The following is a 16,540-nucleotide window of genomic DNA, read 5'->3' on the forward strand; positions in this document are numbered from 1 at the left end:
GCGATCCGTGACGCACCGCAACGCCCGCGAGGTTCAGCCCGCCACGGTGACGCGCCAGCCGTCGCCGGTCTCGACCCAGTCGATCTCCACCGGCAGGAACTTCTCGATCAGCCGCGCGTTGCTCGACAGGTGGTCGCTGATCGCCGCGGTCGTGAACGTGCCGCCGCCGGCCAGCGCCATCGGCAGCAGCAACTGGTCGGACAGGTGCTCGCCGACGCAGGCCGGGCTATCCAGGTAGGCCTGCGCCTCCGCGGCCAGGCGCTCGGCCACCTTCTCCGCCGACAGCCCGCGCTCACCGTGGCCGGTGAACACCTCGACGTGCTGCGCGTGGCGGACGTGCAGCAGCAACGCGTTGCCCGGACCGATCGACGGCCGCACCTGGCGCTGGTGCAGCGCCGACGCCGGCAGCTTCAGCGCCCGCGCCAGCGTCTCCAGCTCGCGCGTGCCGATGCCGGCGGCGAGGCCGGACAGCAGCGCGGTCGCTTCGATGGAATGCAGTTCGCCGCGCACGCCGAAGTCGAGCTGCGCCAGCACCGGCGCCGGCTGCACGACCGCATGCGCGATGCCGCCGCCGGCCGGGAAGAAGCCCGGGCGCTCGACCTCCAGCGTCGCCTCGATCCCGAACCGCCGCAGCGACGGCAGGTAGGTGTCGACGAGGAAGTCCGCGCTCGGCGCCAGCGGGTTGTGGGTGCCGCCTTCCAGCCGCAGCCGCGACGGCCGATCGCAGCGCCACAGCGGCGGCAGCACGGTCTGCAGCACCAGCATCGCCGACCCGGCGCTGCCGGTGGCGAACGCGTAGTCGCCGGCCGTCACCGGGCCGGGCGTGAAGCGCAGCGTGGTCGCGCCCAGCACCGCGCCTTCGACGAAGGCGTTGCCGACCTTCACCGCGGCGTTGACGGCGGTGAGGTGCTGGCGCATCAGCCCCGGCTTCGAGCGCTGCGCGCGGATGCACGTCATCGCGAAGGCGGTGCCGGTGCACAGGCTGAGGCTGAGCGCGGTCCGGAGCAGTTGTCCGCCGCCGGTGGAGCCGTCGAGTTCGATCATGTCCATGGAAATTTCACCCGAACTTCTCTGGGCGCACAGACAGCTAGAAAATCGTGCGCCGAATATTTAATTTTTCCTCAATGAGTCGCTCTGCAATAGATCGTATAATCCACATATCTTCGGACAAGCGATGCAATTGGGCCACGTTATCCGGGTCAACAATGGGATCACAATTAGCATGTGCGATCGCACAGCGACCTGACTCATAGAGGTATTTTGCCGGATCTTCTCCCATTGACTTCAGCGCATTGATTCTGCCTACAGCTTGACTGTCCTTGATGTTCGACAGCTCGCCTCTAATACCCTCAATGATCGGGTTAACCCTTGCCCCACCCACTGTTTCAAATTTGTCTTTCCAAAATATATTCAAAATTTTGAAATAACTTAGAAATTCAAATGGCGTGCTTTCGACAGAGCGACCCTCTCGATACAGCGCCAAGGCAAGCAAAGCTTTCGGATCTTGCTCGATATCACGATAAAAAGGAAAAGCAATTGAAGATCCGATGGACCTGACTTTTTTCGGCACAGAAACTGGAACCGGACCTCCAGACCATCCATAGAGGTTTCTAAGAGGCTGCCCATCACACCAACTCAAAACACTTAAGAATCGATTAGCAAGAGTGAGGGCCTCAACGTCGGACATGCGGACCAAATTGATGTGTATGGACTGTTCGGTTTCCTTCGTTGCAGGGCGCAACAAAAGTTCGCGCCCACCGAAGGACACCGTCGTCTCTTCAGTCGGCCACATTGCAGATCCTTCAACACCGATGTTCAACCAGTTGTTCATGTTCTTCTAACCGATGCTTAGGAGTTTGGCTTTCCGGCGAGTTCTATGAAGCTCACCCTTTGACGCACACCACCTGCCGCAGCGTATGCACGATCTCGACGAGGTCGGACTGCGCCGCCATCACCGCGTCGATCGGCTTGTACGCGGCCGGCGACTCGTCGACGACGTCCGCATCCTTGCGGCATTCCACGTGCGCGGTGGCCTTGATGTGATCGTCGAGCGTGATCAGCTTCTTCGCCTGGGTGCGGCTCATCACGCGGCCGGCGCCGTGGCTGCAACTGCAGAAGCTGTCCTCGTTGCCGAGGCCGCGCACGATGAAGCTCTTCGCACCCATGCTGCCCGGGATGATGCCCAGCTCGCCCTTGCGCGCGCTCACGGCGCCCTTGCGGGTGACGTGCACATCCTTGCCGAAGTGGTGCTCGCGCTGCACGTAGTTGTGGTGGCAGTTCACCGCCTCGGCCTGGGCCTCGAACGGCTTGGTGATGACCGTACGCAGCGCCTCGACCACGTGCCGCATCATGATCTCGCGGTTCATGCGCGCATAGCGCTGCGCCCAGTCCACCGCGAACACGTAGTCGGCGTAGTACTGGCTGCCTTCCGGCAGGTAGGCGAGGTCCTGGTCCGGCAGGTTGATCATCCAGCGGCGCATCTCCTGCTTCGCCAGCTCGATGAAGTGCGTGCCGATGGCGTTGCCGACGCCGCGCGATCCCGAGTGCAGCATCACCCACACGCGATCGGCCTCGTCCAGGCACAGCTCGATGAAGTGGTTGCCGGTGCCGAGCGTGCCGAGGTGCTTGAACTGGTTGGTGTTCTTCAGGCGCGGATGGCGCTCGCAGATCGTCTCGAAGTCCGCGACCAGCTGCGACCAGCCCTCGACCGCCAGCGCCGGCGGCGTGTCCCACGCGCCCTTGTCACGACGACCGCGCTCGGCCGTGCGGCCGTGCGGCACCGCGCGCTCGATCGCGCTGCGCACGCCGGCGAGGTTGTCCGGAAGATCGCTGGCGACCAGCGTGGTGCGCGCCGCGATCATGCCGCAGCCGATGTCCACGCCCACCGCCGCCGGCACGATCGCGCCGATGGTCGGCACCACCGAGCCCACGGTCGCGCCCTTGCCGAGGTGCACGTCGGGCATCACCGCGATCCAGCGGTGGATGAAGGGCAGCTTCGCGATGTTCTGCAGTTGCTTGCGCGCCTCGTCCTCCAGCGGCACGCCGCGGGTCCACAGCTTGATCGGCGCCGCGCCCGGCTCCTGGATGACGTCGTGATTCTGCGGTTGCATGGCTCATTCTCTCATGTCGAAAAGTGACGCGTGGAATCGGCGACCACGACGAGTGGGTGGGAACATCCTGCTCTATCCGACTGAGCTACCGTCTCGCGACGGGCGGGACTCGAACCCGCGACCTGGAGCGTGAAAGGCTGTAGTTCCCGCGGCATTCGTGGCCGACGAAATCGAAAACGTGTATCGCGCCGTCATGGCATGACGGCTTGTTGCGGGGATCACCGGTCTCGGCGAGGGGTGATGGAACTCGGCTTTGCTGTCGTTTCATCGGCGTTTGCAGCCGACGATGAAGCCTTACGCCTCGCGGATGACGCGGACGGCATGCGGGCGCAGGAACACCTTCTTCCCGTCCGCCAGCGCGACGACCAGCAGCGTGCCCCAGTCGCCCAGCGCCGCGGCGGCCGGCTCGGGATCGGTGGTGCCCAGCAGCGTCACGCCGTTGAAGACGCGGCCGTCCGAGAGGTACAGATCGTAGAGCGACCCGACCCGCGGCGCTTCGTCCAGCACGGGAAGGCGCGCCTTGCGCGTTTCGAGCCGCTCGCGCGCCTCGCGCTTCGAGGACGCGATGGCGCGCACGATCCAGATGAAGATCGTCGCGACCAGGCCCGCCCAGACCAGCGAGGTGTAATTTGCGTCGTGACATGCCATGTGCGATTGCTCCGGTGAACGTGCGGCGACTGCAGGCAGCGGTACTGCCCTGGAAAGCATCGCCGGTCGCGACGAAATTGACGGGACATCCTTCAAGGCTCTACCTGGCTGAGCTACCGTCTTGCGACGGGCGGGATTCGAACCGGCCCAGGCAGCATGCCGCCTGCGACGAGAACGAGGCCGCGCCTGCGGCTGGGAACAATGAATCAATATCGCCTTGTGGAAAGCATCGCCGCTCGCGACAAAATTGACGGGACATCCTTCAAGGCTCTACCTGGCTGAGCTACCACCTTTCGGCGGGCGGGATTCGAACCCGCGACAATTGAGTCATGTAGTCCCGTCGGCATTCACGACCGACGAATTCGAAAAGCGCAGCTTCCCTCTGTCATCCCGAGCGCAGCGAGGGATGACAACGGAATCACCGACCGCGACAACAGTGTGGAAACGCCTGCTCTACCGACTGAGCTACCGTCTCGCGACGGGCGGGACTCGAACCCGCGACCTGGAGATTAAGAGTCTGTAGTTCCCACGGCATTCGGGATCGGTGAAACCGAACCTCGTTGCATGCACTGCAATGCGAACCGCCGACCGCGACAAACATGCCTCCGACTGCCGGATTCGAACCGGCTTGACCGATGTAGTCGGGGGCGCATTCGCGATCGACGATTCTGAACCCGTATTTGCCTCCTGCGCCCGGCCGGCCCCATTGCCGGCCGGGACTGTTCCCTGCCTACACCTCGATCGAGGCGATCCTGTCGACCCAGCGCTGCGTGCCGGCGCCTTCGGCGGCGAAATTCGCGAGCAGGTCGAAGACCGCGTCGCTGAACCCGCCGACGTGCAGCACATCCTCGCGCTCGAACGTCTGGCTGGTCGCGACCGGCTGCAGGTCGATGCAGACCAGCTTCGCCTGCGGGCAACGCGCCTTGATCTGCGCCCACTGGCGCATGGTCTCGGTCTCGCCCGCGAAGCGCGTGTCGCGCCAGCTTTCGTTGTCGGACACCAGCACCAGCAGATCGACGTGCGCGCGTTCGCGGTTCAACCGCGCCAGCGGCGCGCTGACCGCGGTACCGCCACCGCAGAGCGCGGCCAGTCGCTGCGCCTGCGTCATCACGCTGTCGCGCGGGTTCGTCCGCACCTTGCGCACATCGGTGTCGAACGGCATCACGCGCGCCTGCGGGCTGTTACGCTGCACGCAGGCCGCGATCAGCGCCGCCACGTCGACGCAGCGCGTCGCGGTGGTCGCGCCCTTGCGGAAGCCGGTGACCGGCGAGGCCATCGACCCCGACACGTCCACCGCCACCACCACGTCGCCCGACAGCGCCGGCACGTTGCGGGTCGCGATCTCCATCGCGTCCTGCAGCGCCTCGGCGATCGCGCGCGGCAGTCCGGCCGTCGCCTGGTACGCGGTCAGCAGCTGGTACGGGAACACGCGGGCCTTGCGGATCGACGCTTCGTCCGTCAGCTTCGCCACCACGTCGTACAGCGCGGCCTTGTCCTCGAACACGCCGTTGCGGGCGAACGTGTTGAGGTTCTGGCGCAGGCTCTGCCACGACGCGCGCCGGGCCAGCGTCGCCCACTGCGCGCGGGTCAGCGGCAGCGAGGTGAAGTACTGGAACGGCAGGTCCGGCAGCTCGGCGGCCGACGGATCGCGCTTGAAGGCTTCGTAGCGGCGCAGCAGGTCCGGCAGCGCGTCTTCGGCGTGCGGCTTGCCGAGGATCCACGCGTACAGCGCCTCGCGCCCTGCATCGACCGGCTTCGGGTGGACCATCTTCACCACGTCCGCCAGCGACGGATCGTTGCCGATGGCCGCCTGCACCAGCTGCGCCACGCTCGCCTGCGCCAGCCAGCCGCGGATCAACCGCTTCGGCAGCGAACCCAGCGACTTGCGGCCGACGCGGCCGCTGCGCAGCACCTGCACCAGGTTGCGCAGCAGGCGGCCGTTGTCGATCACCTGCGGGAACGTCGCCTCGAACAGCGCGCGATCGCGCACCGACAGCATGGCCAGCAGCAGCGCCGGCATGTCCTTCATGAAGGCGGTGCGGCGGGCGTAGATCGCGGTGCGGGCGACGAAGCCCGGCTCGACCGCCTCGGCCAGCGCCAGCACGCGATCCAGCTGGGCCTCGGCGTTCGCGTAGAAGGTGCCGTTGAGGCAGCCGGTCGCGGCGAACAGCGCCAGCGCCGCCCGCGGATCGCGGACGTAGGCGAGGCCGCCGGCCTCGTTGCGGGCGGTGGCGGCCGGCAGACGCGGACCGCGGGTGGAAGCGAAGAGGGAGGTGTTGGCCATGATCGTTGCCTGTCGGGAATGCCCGGGGAATGCCCGATACAAGGCAAGCCGCGTGCCAACTCCTGCCGACACCACATATCCCATTGTCTGGAAAGGGTTTTTCCGATTTCCGCATCGGAACCAAGCGCCGCCGATCCGAGGATTTCGTATATGATCGGATCGTTTTCTATCGGATTGGATCATGCGCAAACCGCTGGTGGTGTTCGGCATGCTCGGCACGCAGATCGACGCGGGCACGGGGCCGGCGCGCTGGGAGAAATGGCGGCCGACGGTGTCGCTGGGCCAGCACGAGGACTTCGTGGTCGATCGGCTGGAGCTGCTGGCCGACGAACGCCGCTACGGCTGGCTGGCGCAGCGGGTGCAGGAGGACTTCGCGCAGATCTCGCCGGAGACCACCTTCCGTCGGCACGACACCCATCTCGCCGACCCCTGGGACTTCGAGGGCGTCTACGCCACGCTGCACGACTTCGTGCGCGGCTACGACTTCCGCCCGGAGGACGAGGACTACCTCATCCACATCACCACCGGCACCCACGTCGCGCAGATCTGCTGGTTCCTGCTGGCGGAGAGCCGGCACTTCCCGGGCCGGCTGCTGCAGACCTCGCCGCCGCGCAAGCAGGGCAGCGGCGATCCGGGCAGCTTCACCGTGATCGATCTCGACCTCTCGCGCTACGACCGCATCGCCACGCGCTTCGCGCAGCAGCGGCAGGAGGATCGCGACCTGCTCAAGAGCGGCATCGCCACGCGCAACGCGGCGTTCAACCGGATGATCGAGCAGATCGAGACCGTGGCCTCGCGCTCGAAGGCGCCGATGCTGCTGATGGGGCCCACCGGCGCAGGCAAGAGCCAACTGGCGAAGCGCGTGTTCGAGCTGAAGAAACTCAAGCACCAGCTGCCCGGGCGCTTCGTCGAGGTGAACTGCGCCACGCTGCGCGGCGATGGCGCGATGAGCGCGCTGTTCGGCCACGTGAAGGGCGCGTACACCGGCGCCGGCACCGATCGCGCCGGCCTGCTGCGCTCGGCCGACAAGGGCCTGCTGTTCCTCGACGAGATCGGCGAGCTGGGCCTGGACGAACAGGCGCTGCTGCTGCGCGCGCTGGAGGAAAAGCGCTTCCCGCCGGTCGGCGGCGACCGCGACGTGGAGAGCGATTTCCAGCTGATCGCCGGCACCAACCGCGACCTGCAGGACGCGGTCGCGCGCGGCCGTTTCCGCGACGACCTGCTGGCGCGGCTCAACCTGTGGACGTACCGGCTGCCCGGCCTCGCGGAACGACCCGAGGACATCGCGCCGAACCTCGAGTTCGAGCTGGAACGCTGGTCGCGCGAACAGGGCCGGCGCGTCGCCTTCAACCGCGAGGCGCGCGAACGCTACCTGCGCTTCGCCACGTCGACCGACGCCGCGTGGGCCGGCAATTTCCGCGATCTCGGCGCCTCGGTGATGCGCATGGCGACGCTGGCCGACAGCGGACGCATCGACGTGGCGCGCGTGGACGAGGAGATCGCCCGCCTGCGCGCGCTGTGGCGCAGTCCGGCGCAGGCGTCGCCGCTCGACACCCTGCTGGGCGACGGCGTCGCTGCGCTCGACCGCTTCGATCGCGTGCAACTCGAGGAGGTCGTGCGCGTCTGCGCGCGTGCGAAGTCGCTGTCGGAGGCCGGGCGCCTGCTGTTCGCGGCCTCGCGCGCGAAGCGCAGCAGCACCAACGACGCCGACCGCCTGCGCAAGTACCTGGCGAAGTTCGGACTGGACTGGTCGATGGTGAAGGACGCGGCCAGCTGAGGCCGGCGCGCGAGGACGCAGACGCGGTCAGGCCCGGCGCTGCTTTCCGTCGCCGGCGGAATCGCCGCCGTGGGCGAGGCGCAGCAGTTCGGGGACGTTGAGGATCTCGACCCGGCGGCCGGTGACGGCGATGACGCCGTCGTCCTGCAGGCGGCTGAAGCCGCGGCTCACCGTCTCCAGCGCGAGGCCGAGGAAACGCGCGATGTCCTCGCGGCTCATCGGCAGCTGGAACTGGCGATCGGACTGGCCGACGTTGCGGTAACGCTCGCCCAGGCTGTGCAGGAACAGCGCGATGCGCTCGTTGGCCTGGCGACGGACGAGGATGCCGAGGTGGTCGTGGTCGCGGCCGACGCTCTGGCCGATCACGCGCAGCAGCTGCTGCTGCAGGCTGGGGATCTGCGCGGCGACGGTGGACAGCTGGTCGTACGGGATTTCGCAGACGTTGCCCGACGTCAGCGCCACGCCTTCGCAGCGATGTTCGCCGCTGCCCAGCGCATCGAGGCCGATCAGTTCGCCCGGCAGGTGGAAGCCGAGCACCTGCTCCTCGCCGTCCTCGCTGATGCTGACCGACTTGAAGGCACCGTCGCGGGTGACGAACACCGCGGCCAGCGGGTCGCCCAGGCGGAACAGCCGTTCGCCGCGGGCGATGGGCCGGCGGCGCTGGACGATCTGGTCCAGGCGCAACATCTCGTCCGCGCCAATGCCGCCGGGCAGGCAGAGCTGACGTACCGAACAGTACGTGCACCCGCGGCGCAGCTGGATCAGATCGAGGACAGGGGACTCGCTCATTCGGCGGATAGTGTGCCATGCGCAGCCCTGCAAGCCGACACCCGACTTGCGTCCAATGGCTTTCCGGCCGCCGCAACGCCCCCGGGGAGCGCGCCCGGGCGCCGGCGGGCGCGAATCCTTTATACTGCCCCGGTTGCGCGCCGGGGACCGGTGCGCGGGCGCGTTCGCGCCAACCTCCCTTCCGTTCCACTTCCGTTCCCGCGGGTGAGTCGTGCGCAATTACGATCTGGACTTCCTGAAGCGCTTTTCCATGGTCATCGCCTTCCTGATGGCGTTGACGCTGGCCCTGATCCTGTTCGCCCGGCATCTCCAGAACGAGGTCCCGCAGGAAACCAACCCGGTCGAAGCCGCGCGCACCGACGCCCGCATCGCGCCGACCGGCGCGGTCTACGCCGGCGCCACCGGCGCGGCCCAGCAGGCCGCCGCCGCCGAGGCCGCGAAGGCCGCGGCCGCGTCGCAGGTCGCCTACGGCGGCACGACCGACGGCTCGGTGATCTTCGGCAACCTCTGCGCCGGCTGCCACAAGACCGGTGCCGGCGGTGCCCCGATGCTGACCGCCGACGGCTTCGGCGCCCGCGCTGCGAAGGGCAAGGACCTGCTGTACACCCATGCGATCGACGGCTTCCAGGGCACGGCCGGTGTGATGCCCGCCAAGGGCGGCAACCCGGCGCTCACCGACGAGCAGGTCAAGGCCACCGTCGACTGGATGCTGGGCCAGGTCGGCAAGTCCTGATCCGCGACGCCCGTCGATCCGCTTCCGCAACGCCGCCTCCGGGCGGCGTTCGTCTTTCCGCTTCCCGCAGGCGCACCGCCATGTCCCGCATCTCCCCGCTCCCCGCCCTTGCCCTCCCGCTGCTGGCCGCCGCCGCGTTGGCCCAGGCCGCGGCCCCGATCCCGATCGGCCGGCTGTCCCGCGACGGCGGCGAGGCGACGATCGAGGGCGTGATCACCGCCCGCACCGCCGACGGCGGGTTCGTGCAGGACGGTGGGGACGGCGACCCGGCGACGTCGGACGCGCTGCGGGTCCGGTTCGACGCGATACCGGCGGTGGGCGAACGGGTCCGTGTGCAGGGCCGCCTCGCCGGCGACGGCAAGTCGCTGCAGGCGAGCGAGGTGACGCCGCTGGGCCGCGGTTCGCTGCCGAAGGCGACGGTGCTGCGCCAGCCGCCCGCGGACTGGACGCCGTACGCAGGCATGCGGGTGAAGATCGCCGCGCCGCTCACCGTCGCCGGCACCGATCGCCTGCCAAAATACGGCGAACTGACGCTCAACTTCGGCGATCGCCTGCGCACGCCCAGCGACGCCGCGCGTCCGGGCGACGCCCTGCGCGCCGTTGCTGCGGACAACGCCCGCCGCACGCTGTGGCTGGATGACGGCAGCGATGCCGAACAGCCGCCGGCGCCCGGCTTCCTGCCCAGGACCGGCGCGCCGCGCGCCGGGACGCGCGTCCGCGGCGTGGAAGGCGTGGTCGACCTGCGCCGTGGCACGCCGCTGCTGCTGCCGACCCGCACGCCCCGCTTCGACCGCGATGCCCAGCCGCGGGCGCCGCACGTCGGCGGCGACGTGCGCATCGCCAGTTTCAACCTCGAGAACTTCTTCAACGGCGACGGTCATGGCGGTGGCTATCCGACGCCGCGCGGCGCCCGCACCGAGGCCGAACACCGCACCCAGCAGGCCCGCCTCGTCGCCACGATCCGCGGCCTGGCGCCCGACATCGCCGCGCTGATGGAGCTGGAGAACGACGGCTTCGGCCCGGACTCGGCGGTCGCGCAGCTGGTCGACGCGCTGAACGCCGCCGGCGACGGCGACTGGCGCTTCGTCTCCACCGCCGACCAGGGCAGCGACCAGATCCGGATCGGCATGCTCTACCGCGCGTCGCGGGTGCAGCCGGTGGGCGACGCCGCGACCCTGATCGACGATCTCTTCGGCAGCCGCAGCCGCAGCCGGCCGCCGCTGGCGCAGAGCTTCCGCGCCGGCAGCGGCCCGGTGTTCACGGTCGTCGCCAACCACTTCAAGTCCAAGGGCTGCAGCGGCGCCACTGGCGCGGATGCCGACCAGCACGACGGCCAGAGCTGCTGGAACGCGGTCCGCACCGCGTCCGCGCGCCGGCTCGACGCTTGGCTGCGCACCGACCCCACGCATGCCGGCAGCGATCTGACGCTGATCGTCGGCGATCTCAACGCCTACACCCGCGAAGATCCGGTGCAGGCGCTGGTCGACGCCGGCTGGCGCGACGCCTTCGCCGGGCATCGCGAGACGCCCTACAGCTACGTCTACGCGGCGCAGACCGGCCGCCTCGACCATGCCCTGCTCAGTCCGGCGCTGGCCGCCCGGCTGGCCGGCGCGGCCGAATGGCACACCAACGCCGACGAACCCGACAGCCGCGGCTACCAGGAACGCCCGGATGACCGCGCGGTCTGGCGCAGCTCGGACCACGACCCGCTGGTCGTCGGCCTGCGCCTGCGGACGCCCTGAGCCGCCCCGGTATCATCCGCGCATGGACTTCCCGGCCTTTCCCGCGATCGCGACCACGCTGACCCTGCCCGGCCCCGCCGGCGGGCTGGAGGTCGCGGTCGATCCGCCCGAAGCCGACGCGACCCCGCGGCCGCTGGTGGCGGTGCTCTGCCACCCGCTGCCGACCGAGGGCGGGACGATGCACAACAAGGTTGTGACCATGGCCGCGCGCGCGTTGCGCGAACTCGGCGCGACCACGGTGCGCTTCAACTTCCGCGGCACCGGCGCCTCCGAAGGCGCGTTCGACCACGGCGACGGCGAACGGGACGACCTGCGCGCCGTCGTCGCCTGGGTGCGCGCGACGCGCCCCGGGGACACGCTGTGGCTGGCCGGCTTCAGCTTCGGCGCCTACGTCAGCCTGCGCAGCGCCGCCGAACTGCAGCCGGCGCTGCTGCTGTCGATCGCGCCGCCGGCCGGGCGCTGGGACTTCGACCGCATCGTCACCCCGACGATGCCGTGGAAGGTGATCCAGGGCGAAGAGGACGAGATCGTCGACCCGCAGGCCGTCTACGACTGGTTCGCGACGGTGTCGGCGCGGCATCCCGACGCCGAACTGGTGCGCATGCCCGAGACCAGCCATTTCTTCCATCGCCGCCTGATGGACCTGCGCGGCGCGATCCGGCACCTGGTGCAGCCCTACCTGCCCGGCCCGGCGGCATGAGCGACGCGGCATCGCCTTCCGCGCGCTACGCCGCCGGCGTGGCCCGCGGCGAGTGGAGCGACGATCCGGCGCAGCATCCGGCGCTGCGCGAACTCGATCGCCTGCACGACGCACTGTCGACCCCGGTGCCACGCAAGGGCCTGCTCGATCGCGTGTTCGGCAAACCGCAGGCCGCCGCGCCGCAGGGCCTGTACCTGTGGGGCGGCGTCGGCCGCGGCAAGACGTTCCTGATCGACCTGTTCTACGCCGGCCTGCCGATCGCCGAAAAGCGCCGCACGCATTTCCACCGCTTCATGCGCGACGTGCACGAGCGCCTGCGCGCGCACGCGGGCGAGCGCGACCCGCTGGCGATCATCGCCCGCGAATGGCGCGCGCAGCTGCGCGTGCTGGTGCTGGACGAATTCTTCGTCAGCGACATCGGCGACGCGATGCTGCTGGGGCGGCTGCTCGAACGCCTGTTCGACGAAGGCGTGGCGCTGGTGACCAGCTCCAACGCCGCGCCGGGCGATCTCTACAAGGACGGCCTGCAGCGCGCACGCTTCCTGCCGGCGATCGCGCTGATCGAACGCCACTGCACCGTCGTGCACCTGATCAGCGACCACGACTACCGCCTGCGCGCGCTGGTGCGTTCGCCGGTCTACCGCGCACCGCTGGACGACGACAGCGACACCTGGCTGCACGAACGCTGGCACGCGCTGCGCGGCGACGACGACCACCGCGACGCCGGCATCGTCGTCGACGGCCGCCGCATCGCGGTGCGTTCACGCACGCAGGGCATGGCGTGGTTCGATTTCGCCGCGCTGTGCGAAGGCCCGCGCGGCAGCGCCGACTACATCGAGATCGCGACCGAATTCCACACCGTGCTGCTCGGCGGCATTCCGGTGTTCGACGCACGCCGCGATGATGCGGCGCGTCGGTTCGTCACGCTGATAGACGAACTCTATGATCGTCACGTGAATCTGGTCTGCACCGCCGACGCGGTGCCGATGGCGCTCTACCGCGGCGAACGACTGGCATCGGCCTTCGAACGCACCGCATCGCGCCTGATCGAGATGCAGGGCGAGGATTACCTCGCCGCCGAACATCGCGTTTGACGCCATCGATTGCTGTTGCCGTGCAGCAGCGACCGCAATTGCGAATGTGTCGCAATGGTGCTAAAGCTGATATCGCTTCGCGCATGGATCGTCATGGAACGACGGGATCCCCTCGGAAAATCGAGCCCGTTCCGCGACGTGCCCTGCCGCGGGGCCGGCCCTTGCGCCGTCGCGCTCACCGCCGAAGGAATGCGGGCGCCGCCATTCGACAACTTCACAGTCCAAGGAGAGACGTCATGAAGAAGGTTTCCGTCGTCAAGGTGCAGAAGCTGAAGACCACCGCCGTCGCGCTCTACCCGATCTGGGAGTGCTGGCCCTGGTTCTGATCGATCGTGCGCGATCGACGGTTCGGTGCATCGTGATGACCGCTTCCGCGGCCCCTCCCGCGATGCCTTGAGCCGCGGGCCGACGGTGTTCCGTCGGCCCGTCCTTCCCACGCTTCGTTCGCGGCCCGCATCGGGATCGCCTCCGCGCGCCTGCGGTGCGCCGCGATCGATGCCCCATCGACGCACGCCATGTCCATCGCATCGCCCGTTCCCGACGCATCGCCCTGGTTCGTGATTCCGCTGTCGGTGCAGCGGGAAGGCGAGGTGTACTGCGTCGGCAACCGCGAGCTGGATGCGTTCTACCACTTCCCCGAAGAAGGCGTGCGCATCATCGCGCTGCTGCGCGAAGGCCTGTCCGCCGACGGCATCCGCGCGCGCCTGCACGACGACGGTTTCGACGACGTCGATGTCGACGACTTCATCGGCACGCTGCACGAGATCGGCTTCGTGCTTCCGGCCGCGGAACGCGACCGCTTCGCGGCGACGATCGCCGAAGCCGAGGCCGGCGACCGCCGCCTGCGCTTCTCGCTCCCGACCGGCGTGGCGCGCGCACTGTTCTCGTGGCCGACGTTCGCGCTGTACCTCGCCCTCCTCGGCGCCGCCGTCGCGTCGGCCGTCGCCGATCCGCGGCTGCGCCTGGATTTCGGCGCGTTCTATCTCGAAGACCACCTCACGCTGACGCTGGTCGCGCTGCTCGGGCTGTACGCGGTCAGCGCGTCGTTCCACGAATTCGGGCACATGGCGGCCGCGGCGCGTTACGGCATCCGCTCGCGGCTGGGCGTGGGACATCGCCTGTGGCAGATCGTGGCCGAGGCCGACCTCACCGGCATCCTGTCGCTGCCGCGCCGGCAGCGCTACCTGCCGCTGCTCGCGGGCATGATGACCGACCTGCTGAGCATCGCGCTGATCACGCTGGCGCTGCGCTGGCTGCTCGCCGGCGGCGAGGACGGCTTCCTCACCCACCTGCTGCGCGCGTGGATCCTGCAGATCGCGATCTCGATCACGTGGCAGTTCAACATCTTCCTGAAGACAGACGTGTACTACGTCCTGTGCAACCACTTCGGCCATCCCGATCTCGACGACGAGGCGCGCCGCTACCTGCGCGACCGCCTGCACCGTGTCAGTTTCGGTGCCCTCGGCCTGCGCGACGACGCGCTCGATCCGCGGTATTCCGGCGTGCTGCGCACGTTCACCGCGATCTGGCTGCTGGGCCGGACCGCCGCGCTCGCGTTCCTGCTGCTGGTGCTGATCCCCACGCTGCTGCGCTACGCCGAGCGCGCGTTCGACGCGTTCCGCGGTGCCGCGGGCGGACGCGCGGACGCCTGGGACGCGACCGCGTTCGCCGCCATTTCCATCGCGCTGTTCGCCGTCGGCATGGCCATGTGGCTGCGGCGGCGGAAGCGCGTGACGCCCTTGCAGACTGGAGAACCGACATGACCGGAGACGTCGCCGGCGCCGATGCGCGCCCCCTGTTCCGCCTGCGCAACGTGCAGCCGCCGACGCCGACGCTGCCGGCCGCGGACCGCATCGACCGGTTGTTGCACCTCGATGCCGATTTCCGCCGCGACGGCACCTGGAGCGGCGTGCGCGATCTGGTCGCCGTGGCCTATCTCGAACTGGCCGCGGCGGGCGAGGACGCGCTGATCGATCGCCACGCCTACGAACTGCACCGCGTGCTGCCCGAGCATCGCGACCGGATCGTCGTGCGCCACGCCTGCCTCACCGACACCGCGCGCGGCTCCGAGCGCACCCGCAATTTCCCGCTGGACCGCGCCTACCGGCTGCTGCACGGGCTGGTCGAACTGCTGCTGGCGTGGAAGCAGGCCTCGGCCCCGGGACGCCGCTGGGTGGTGGCCGTGGAAGGCTTCGGCCACGTCCAGCATCTCGGCGCGCGGTTCTTCGCCGAACTGGCGCGCCGCGGCGCGGCGGCGTCCATCGAGGTGCTGGTCGACGATCCGGCGCCGGTCGCCGGCATCGCCGGCGCAGGCTTCGTGCCGGCCGGCATTACGTTCGGCGACCTCGGACTCGCGCCGCTGCCGCGCCGTGCGCTCGACGACGCGGCACGCGCGACGATCGAACGCCAGCTGCGCGACAACGACATCCTCGACTGGGAAGCGCAGTACCCGACGATGCTGGCGCATGCGATCGAGCGCGGCGACGCGCGCACGCAGGCGCACATCGCGCTGCGTGCGCTGTGCATCTGCAACCACTACGGCTACTACCACGAGTCGGCGAGCTTCGCCGACGACGTGCTGCCGCACCTCGACGACATCGTCGGCGACGACGAGGACGCGCGCTGGAACTACCTGGGCAACATCTTCCAGGGACTGGCGACGACCGGCGCGGAGATGCGCGCGCGCGAGATCGTGCTGACGCTGGGCGAGCCGCGCCTCCGCCGCGCCGTGCTGCGCGCGAAGATGCACTACCTGCTGTCGATGTCGTACCTGCGCTACACCGCGGCGCCGGACCTGCCGCGCGCCGAGCACCACATCGTGCAGGCTGCCGCGGACATCGAGGCGGCGCGGCCGGAGATCGGCCACGACGACTACAGCTTCCTGAAGGTCTTCATCGACAACGGCCTGGCGTTCCTGCGCGTGCGCCAGGGCCGGCAGGCGGAAGCGCTGGCGCTGTGCCAGGACGGCTACGCCTTCCTCACCGGCGAAGTCGGCGAGGAGAAGCACATGCTCCATCGCTCGGTGCTCCAGTACAACACGGCGCAGGTGCACGTGATGCTGGGCCGCCATGACGACGCGATGGCGCACTACCGCAAGTCGATCGAGATGGATCCCTACTATTCCGAGTACTACAACGAAGTCGGCAACATCCTCCAGCGTCAGGAGCGCTACGAGGAAGCGAACGCGATGTACGACCTGGCGATCGCCTACAGCGCGCCATACCCGGAGGTGCACCACAACAAGGGCATCTGCCACAGCGCGCTGGGCGAGATCGACGCCGCGCTCGCCAGCTTCGACCGCAGCCTGGAGATGAACCCGCTGCAGCCGGAGCTGCACGCGATGCGCGCGGAGCTGCTCGAAGCCGAGGGCCGCAGCGACGAAGCGCTGGCGGACTACGAGGCCGCGCTCGCGCTTGCGCCGGATCTGGTCGCGGCGCGCGTGAACCGCGCGGTGCTGCACTACGAGGCCGGGCGTTTCGAGGCCGCGCTGGCGGACATGGACCGCGCGATCGCGCTGGAGCCGCAGCAGCCGGACCACTACCTCAACCGCGCCGAGATCCACAAGGCGATGGCGCAGCGCGATCTGTACCAGCGCGATCTCGCCGCGGCCGAGGCCTGCCGCGAAGCCGCCTGACGGCGGCTTCACCGGCGATGTCCGCGGGG

13 protein-coding genes are annotated in these 16,540 nt (G+C 69.0%); 7 read left to right on the plus strand and 6 right to left on the minus strand.

The features are described 5' to 3' along the window. Window positions 1–33: 33 nt before the first annotated feature. From rtcA to ACT53Q_RS18465, 5 genes are all read right to left on the minus strand, one after another. Window positions 34–1,050, minus strand: a complete 1,017-nt coding sequence (gene rtcA, locus ACT53Q_RS18445; protein WP_476188127.1) for an RNA 3'-terminal phosphate cyclase — start codon at window positions 1,048–1,050, stop codon at window positions 34–36. Window positions 1,051–1,087: 37 nt separating this feature from the next. After that, the gene (gene mauJ, locus ACT53Q_RS18450; protein ID WP_476188128.1) at window positions 1,088–1,831 is read right to left on the minus strand and encodes a methylamine utilization protein MauJ; all 744 of its coding nucleotides are present in this window, start codon (window positions 1,829–1,831) and stop codon (window positions 1,088–1,090) included. 52 nt (window positions 1,832–1,883) lie between these two features. After that, window positions 1,884–3,110 carry an RtcB family protein gene (locus ACT53Q_RS18455; protein ID WP_476188129.1) on the minus strand — a complete coding sequence of 409 codons (1,227 nt, stop codon included), beginning with the start codon at window positions 3,108–3,110 and terminating at the stop codon, window positions 1,884–1,886. 294 nt (window positions 3,111–3,404) lie between these two features. Further along, on the minus strand, window positions 3,405–3,758 hold the full coding sequence (locus tag ACT53Q_RS18460; protein WP_476188130.1) for a hypothetical protein: 354 nt from the start codon (window positions 3,756–3,758) through the stop codon (window positions 3,405–3,407). Window positions 3,759–4,488: 730 nt separating this feature from the next. Next, window positions 4,489–6,042, minus strand: a complete 1,554-nt coding sequence (locus ACT53Q_RS18465; RefSeq protein ID WP_476188131.1) for a vWA domain-containing protein — start codon at window positions 6,040–6,042, stop codon at window positions 4,489–4,491. Window positions 6,043–6,223: 181 nt separating this feature from the next. On the opposite strand from ACT53Q_RS18465, the gene rtcR reads away from it, so the two are divergent. Beyond that, window positions 6,224–7,819, plus strand: a complete 1,596-nt coding sequence (gene rtcR / locus ACT53Q_RS18470) for an RNA repair transcriptional activator RtcR (RefSeq protein WP_476188132.1) — start codon at window positions 6,224–6,226, stop codon at window positions 7,817–7,819. Between the two features lie 27 nt (window positions 7,820–7,846). Here rtcR and ACT53Q_RS18475 read toward each other — a convergent pair whose 3' ends face one another. After that, complete coding sequence (locus ACT53Q_RS18475; protein ID WP_476188133.1) at window positions 7,847–8,608, minus strand: helix-turn-helix domain-containing protein; 762 nt, start codon at window positions 8,606–8,608, stop codon at window positions 7,847–7,849. A 211-nt stretch (window positions 8,609–8,819) separates the two neighbouring features. Here ACT53Q_RS18475 and ACT53Q_RS18480 point away from each other — a divergent pair, with 211 nt between their 5' ends. From ACT53Q_RS18480 to ACT53Q_RS18505, 6 genes are all read left to right on the plus strand, one after another. Next, complete coding sequence (locus ACT53Q_RS18480; protein ID WP_476188134.1) at window positions 8,820–9,341, plus strand: c-type cytochrome; 522 nt, start codon at window positions 8,820–8,822, stop codon at window positions 9,339–9,341. 89 nt (window positions 9,342–9,430) lie between these two features. After that, window positions 9,431–11,083 carry an ExeM/NucH family extracellular endonuclease gene (locus ACT53Q_RS18485; protein ID WP_476188229.1) on the plus strand — a complete coding sequence of 551 codons (1,653 nt, stop codon included), beginning with the start codon at window positions 9,431–9,433 and terminating at the stop codon, window positions 11,081–11,083. Between the two features lie 22 nt (window positions 11,084–11,105). Then, the gene (locus ACT53Q_RS18490; protein ID WP_476188135.1) at window positions 11,106–11,783 is read left to right on the plus strand and encodes an alpha/beta hydrolase; all 678 of its coding nucleotides are present in this window, start codon (window positions 11,106–11,108) and stop codon (window positions 11,781–11,783) included. Then, entirely contained in the window at window positions 11,780–12,877 is a 1,098-nt protein-coding gene (gene zapE / locus ACT53Q_RS18495; protein ID WP_476188136.1) for a cell division protein ZapE, read from the plus strand. Before ACT53Q_RS18490 ends, zapE begins: the two co-directional genes overlap by 4 nt. A 515-nt stretch (window positions 12,878–13,392) precedes the next feature. Next, complete coding sequence (locus ACT53Q_RS18500) at window positions 13,393–14,640, plus strand: zinc metalloprotease (protein ID WP_476188137.1); 1,248 nt, start codon at window positions 13,393–13,395, stop codon at window positions 14,638–14,640. Beyond that, window positions 14,637–16,511, plus strand: coding sequence for a tetratricopeptide repeat protein (locus ACT53Q_RS18505; protein ID WP_476188138.1), 1,875 nt, complete (start codon window positions 14,637–14,639; stop codon window positions 16,509–16,511). The genes ACT53Q_RS18500 and ACT53Q_RS18505 overlap by 4 nt, the downstream gene beginning before the upstream one ends. Window positions 16,512–16,540: the final 29 nt, after the last annotated feature.

This window comes from Lysobacter sp. DMC97, from assembly GCF_056313745.1.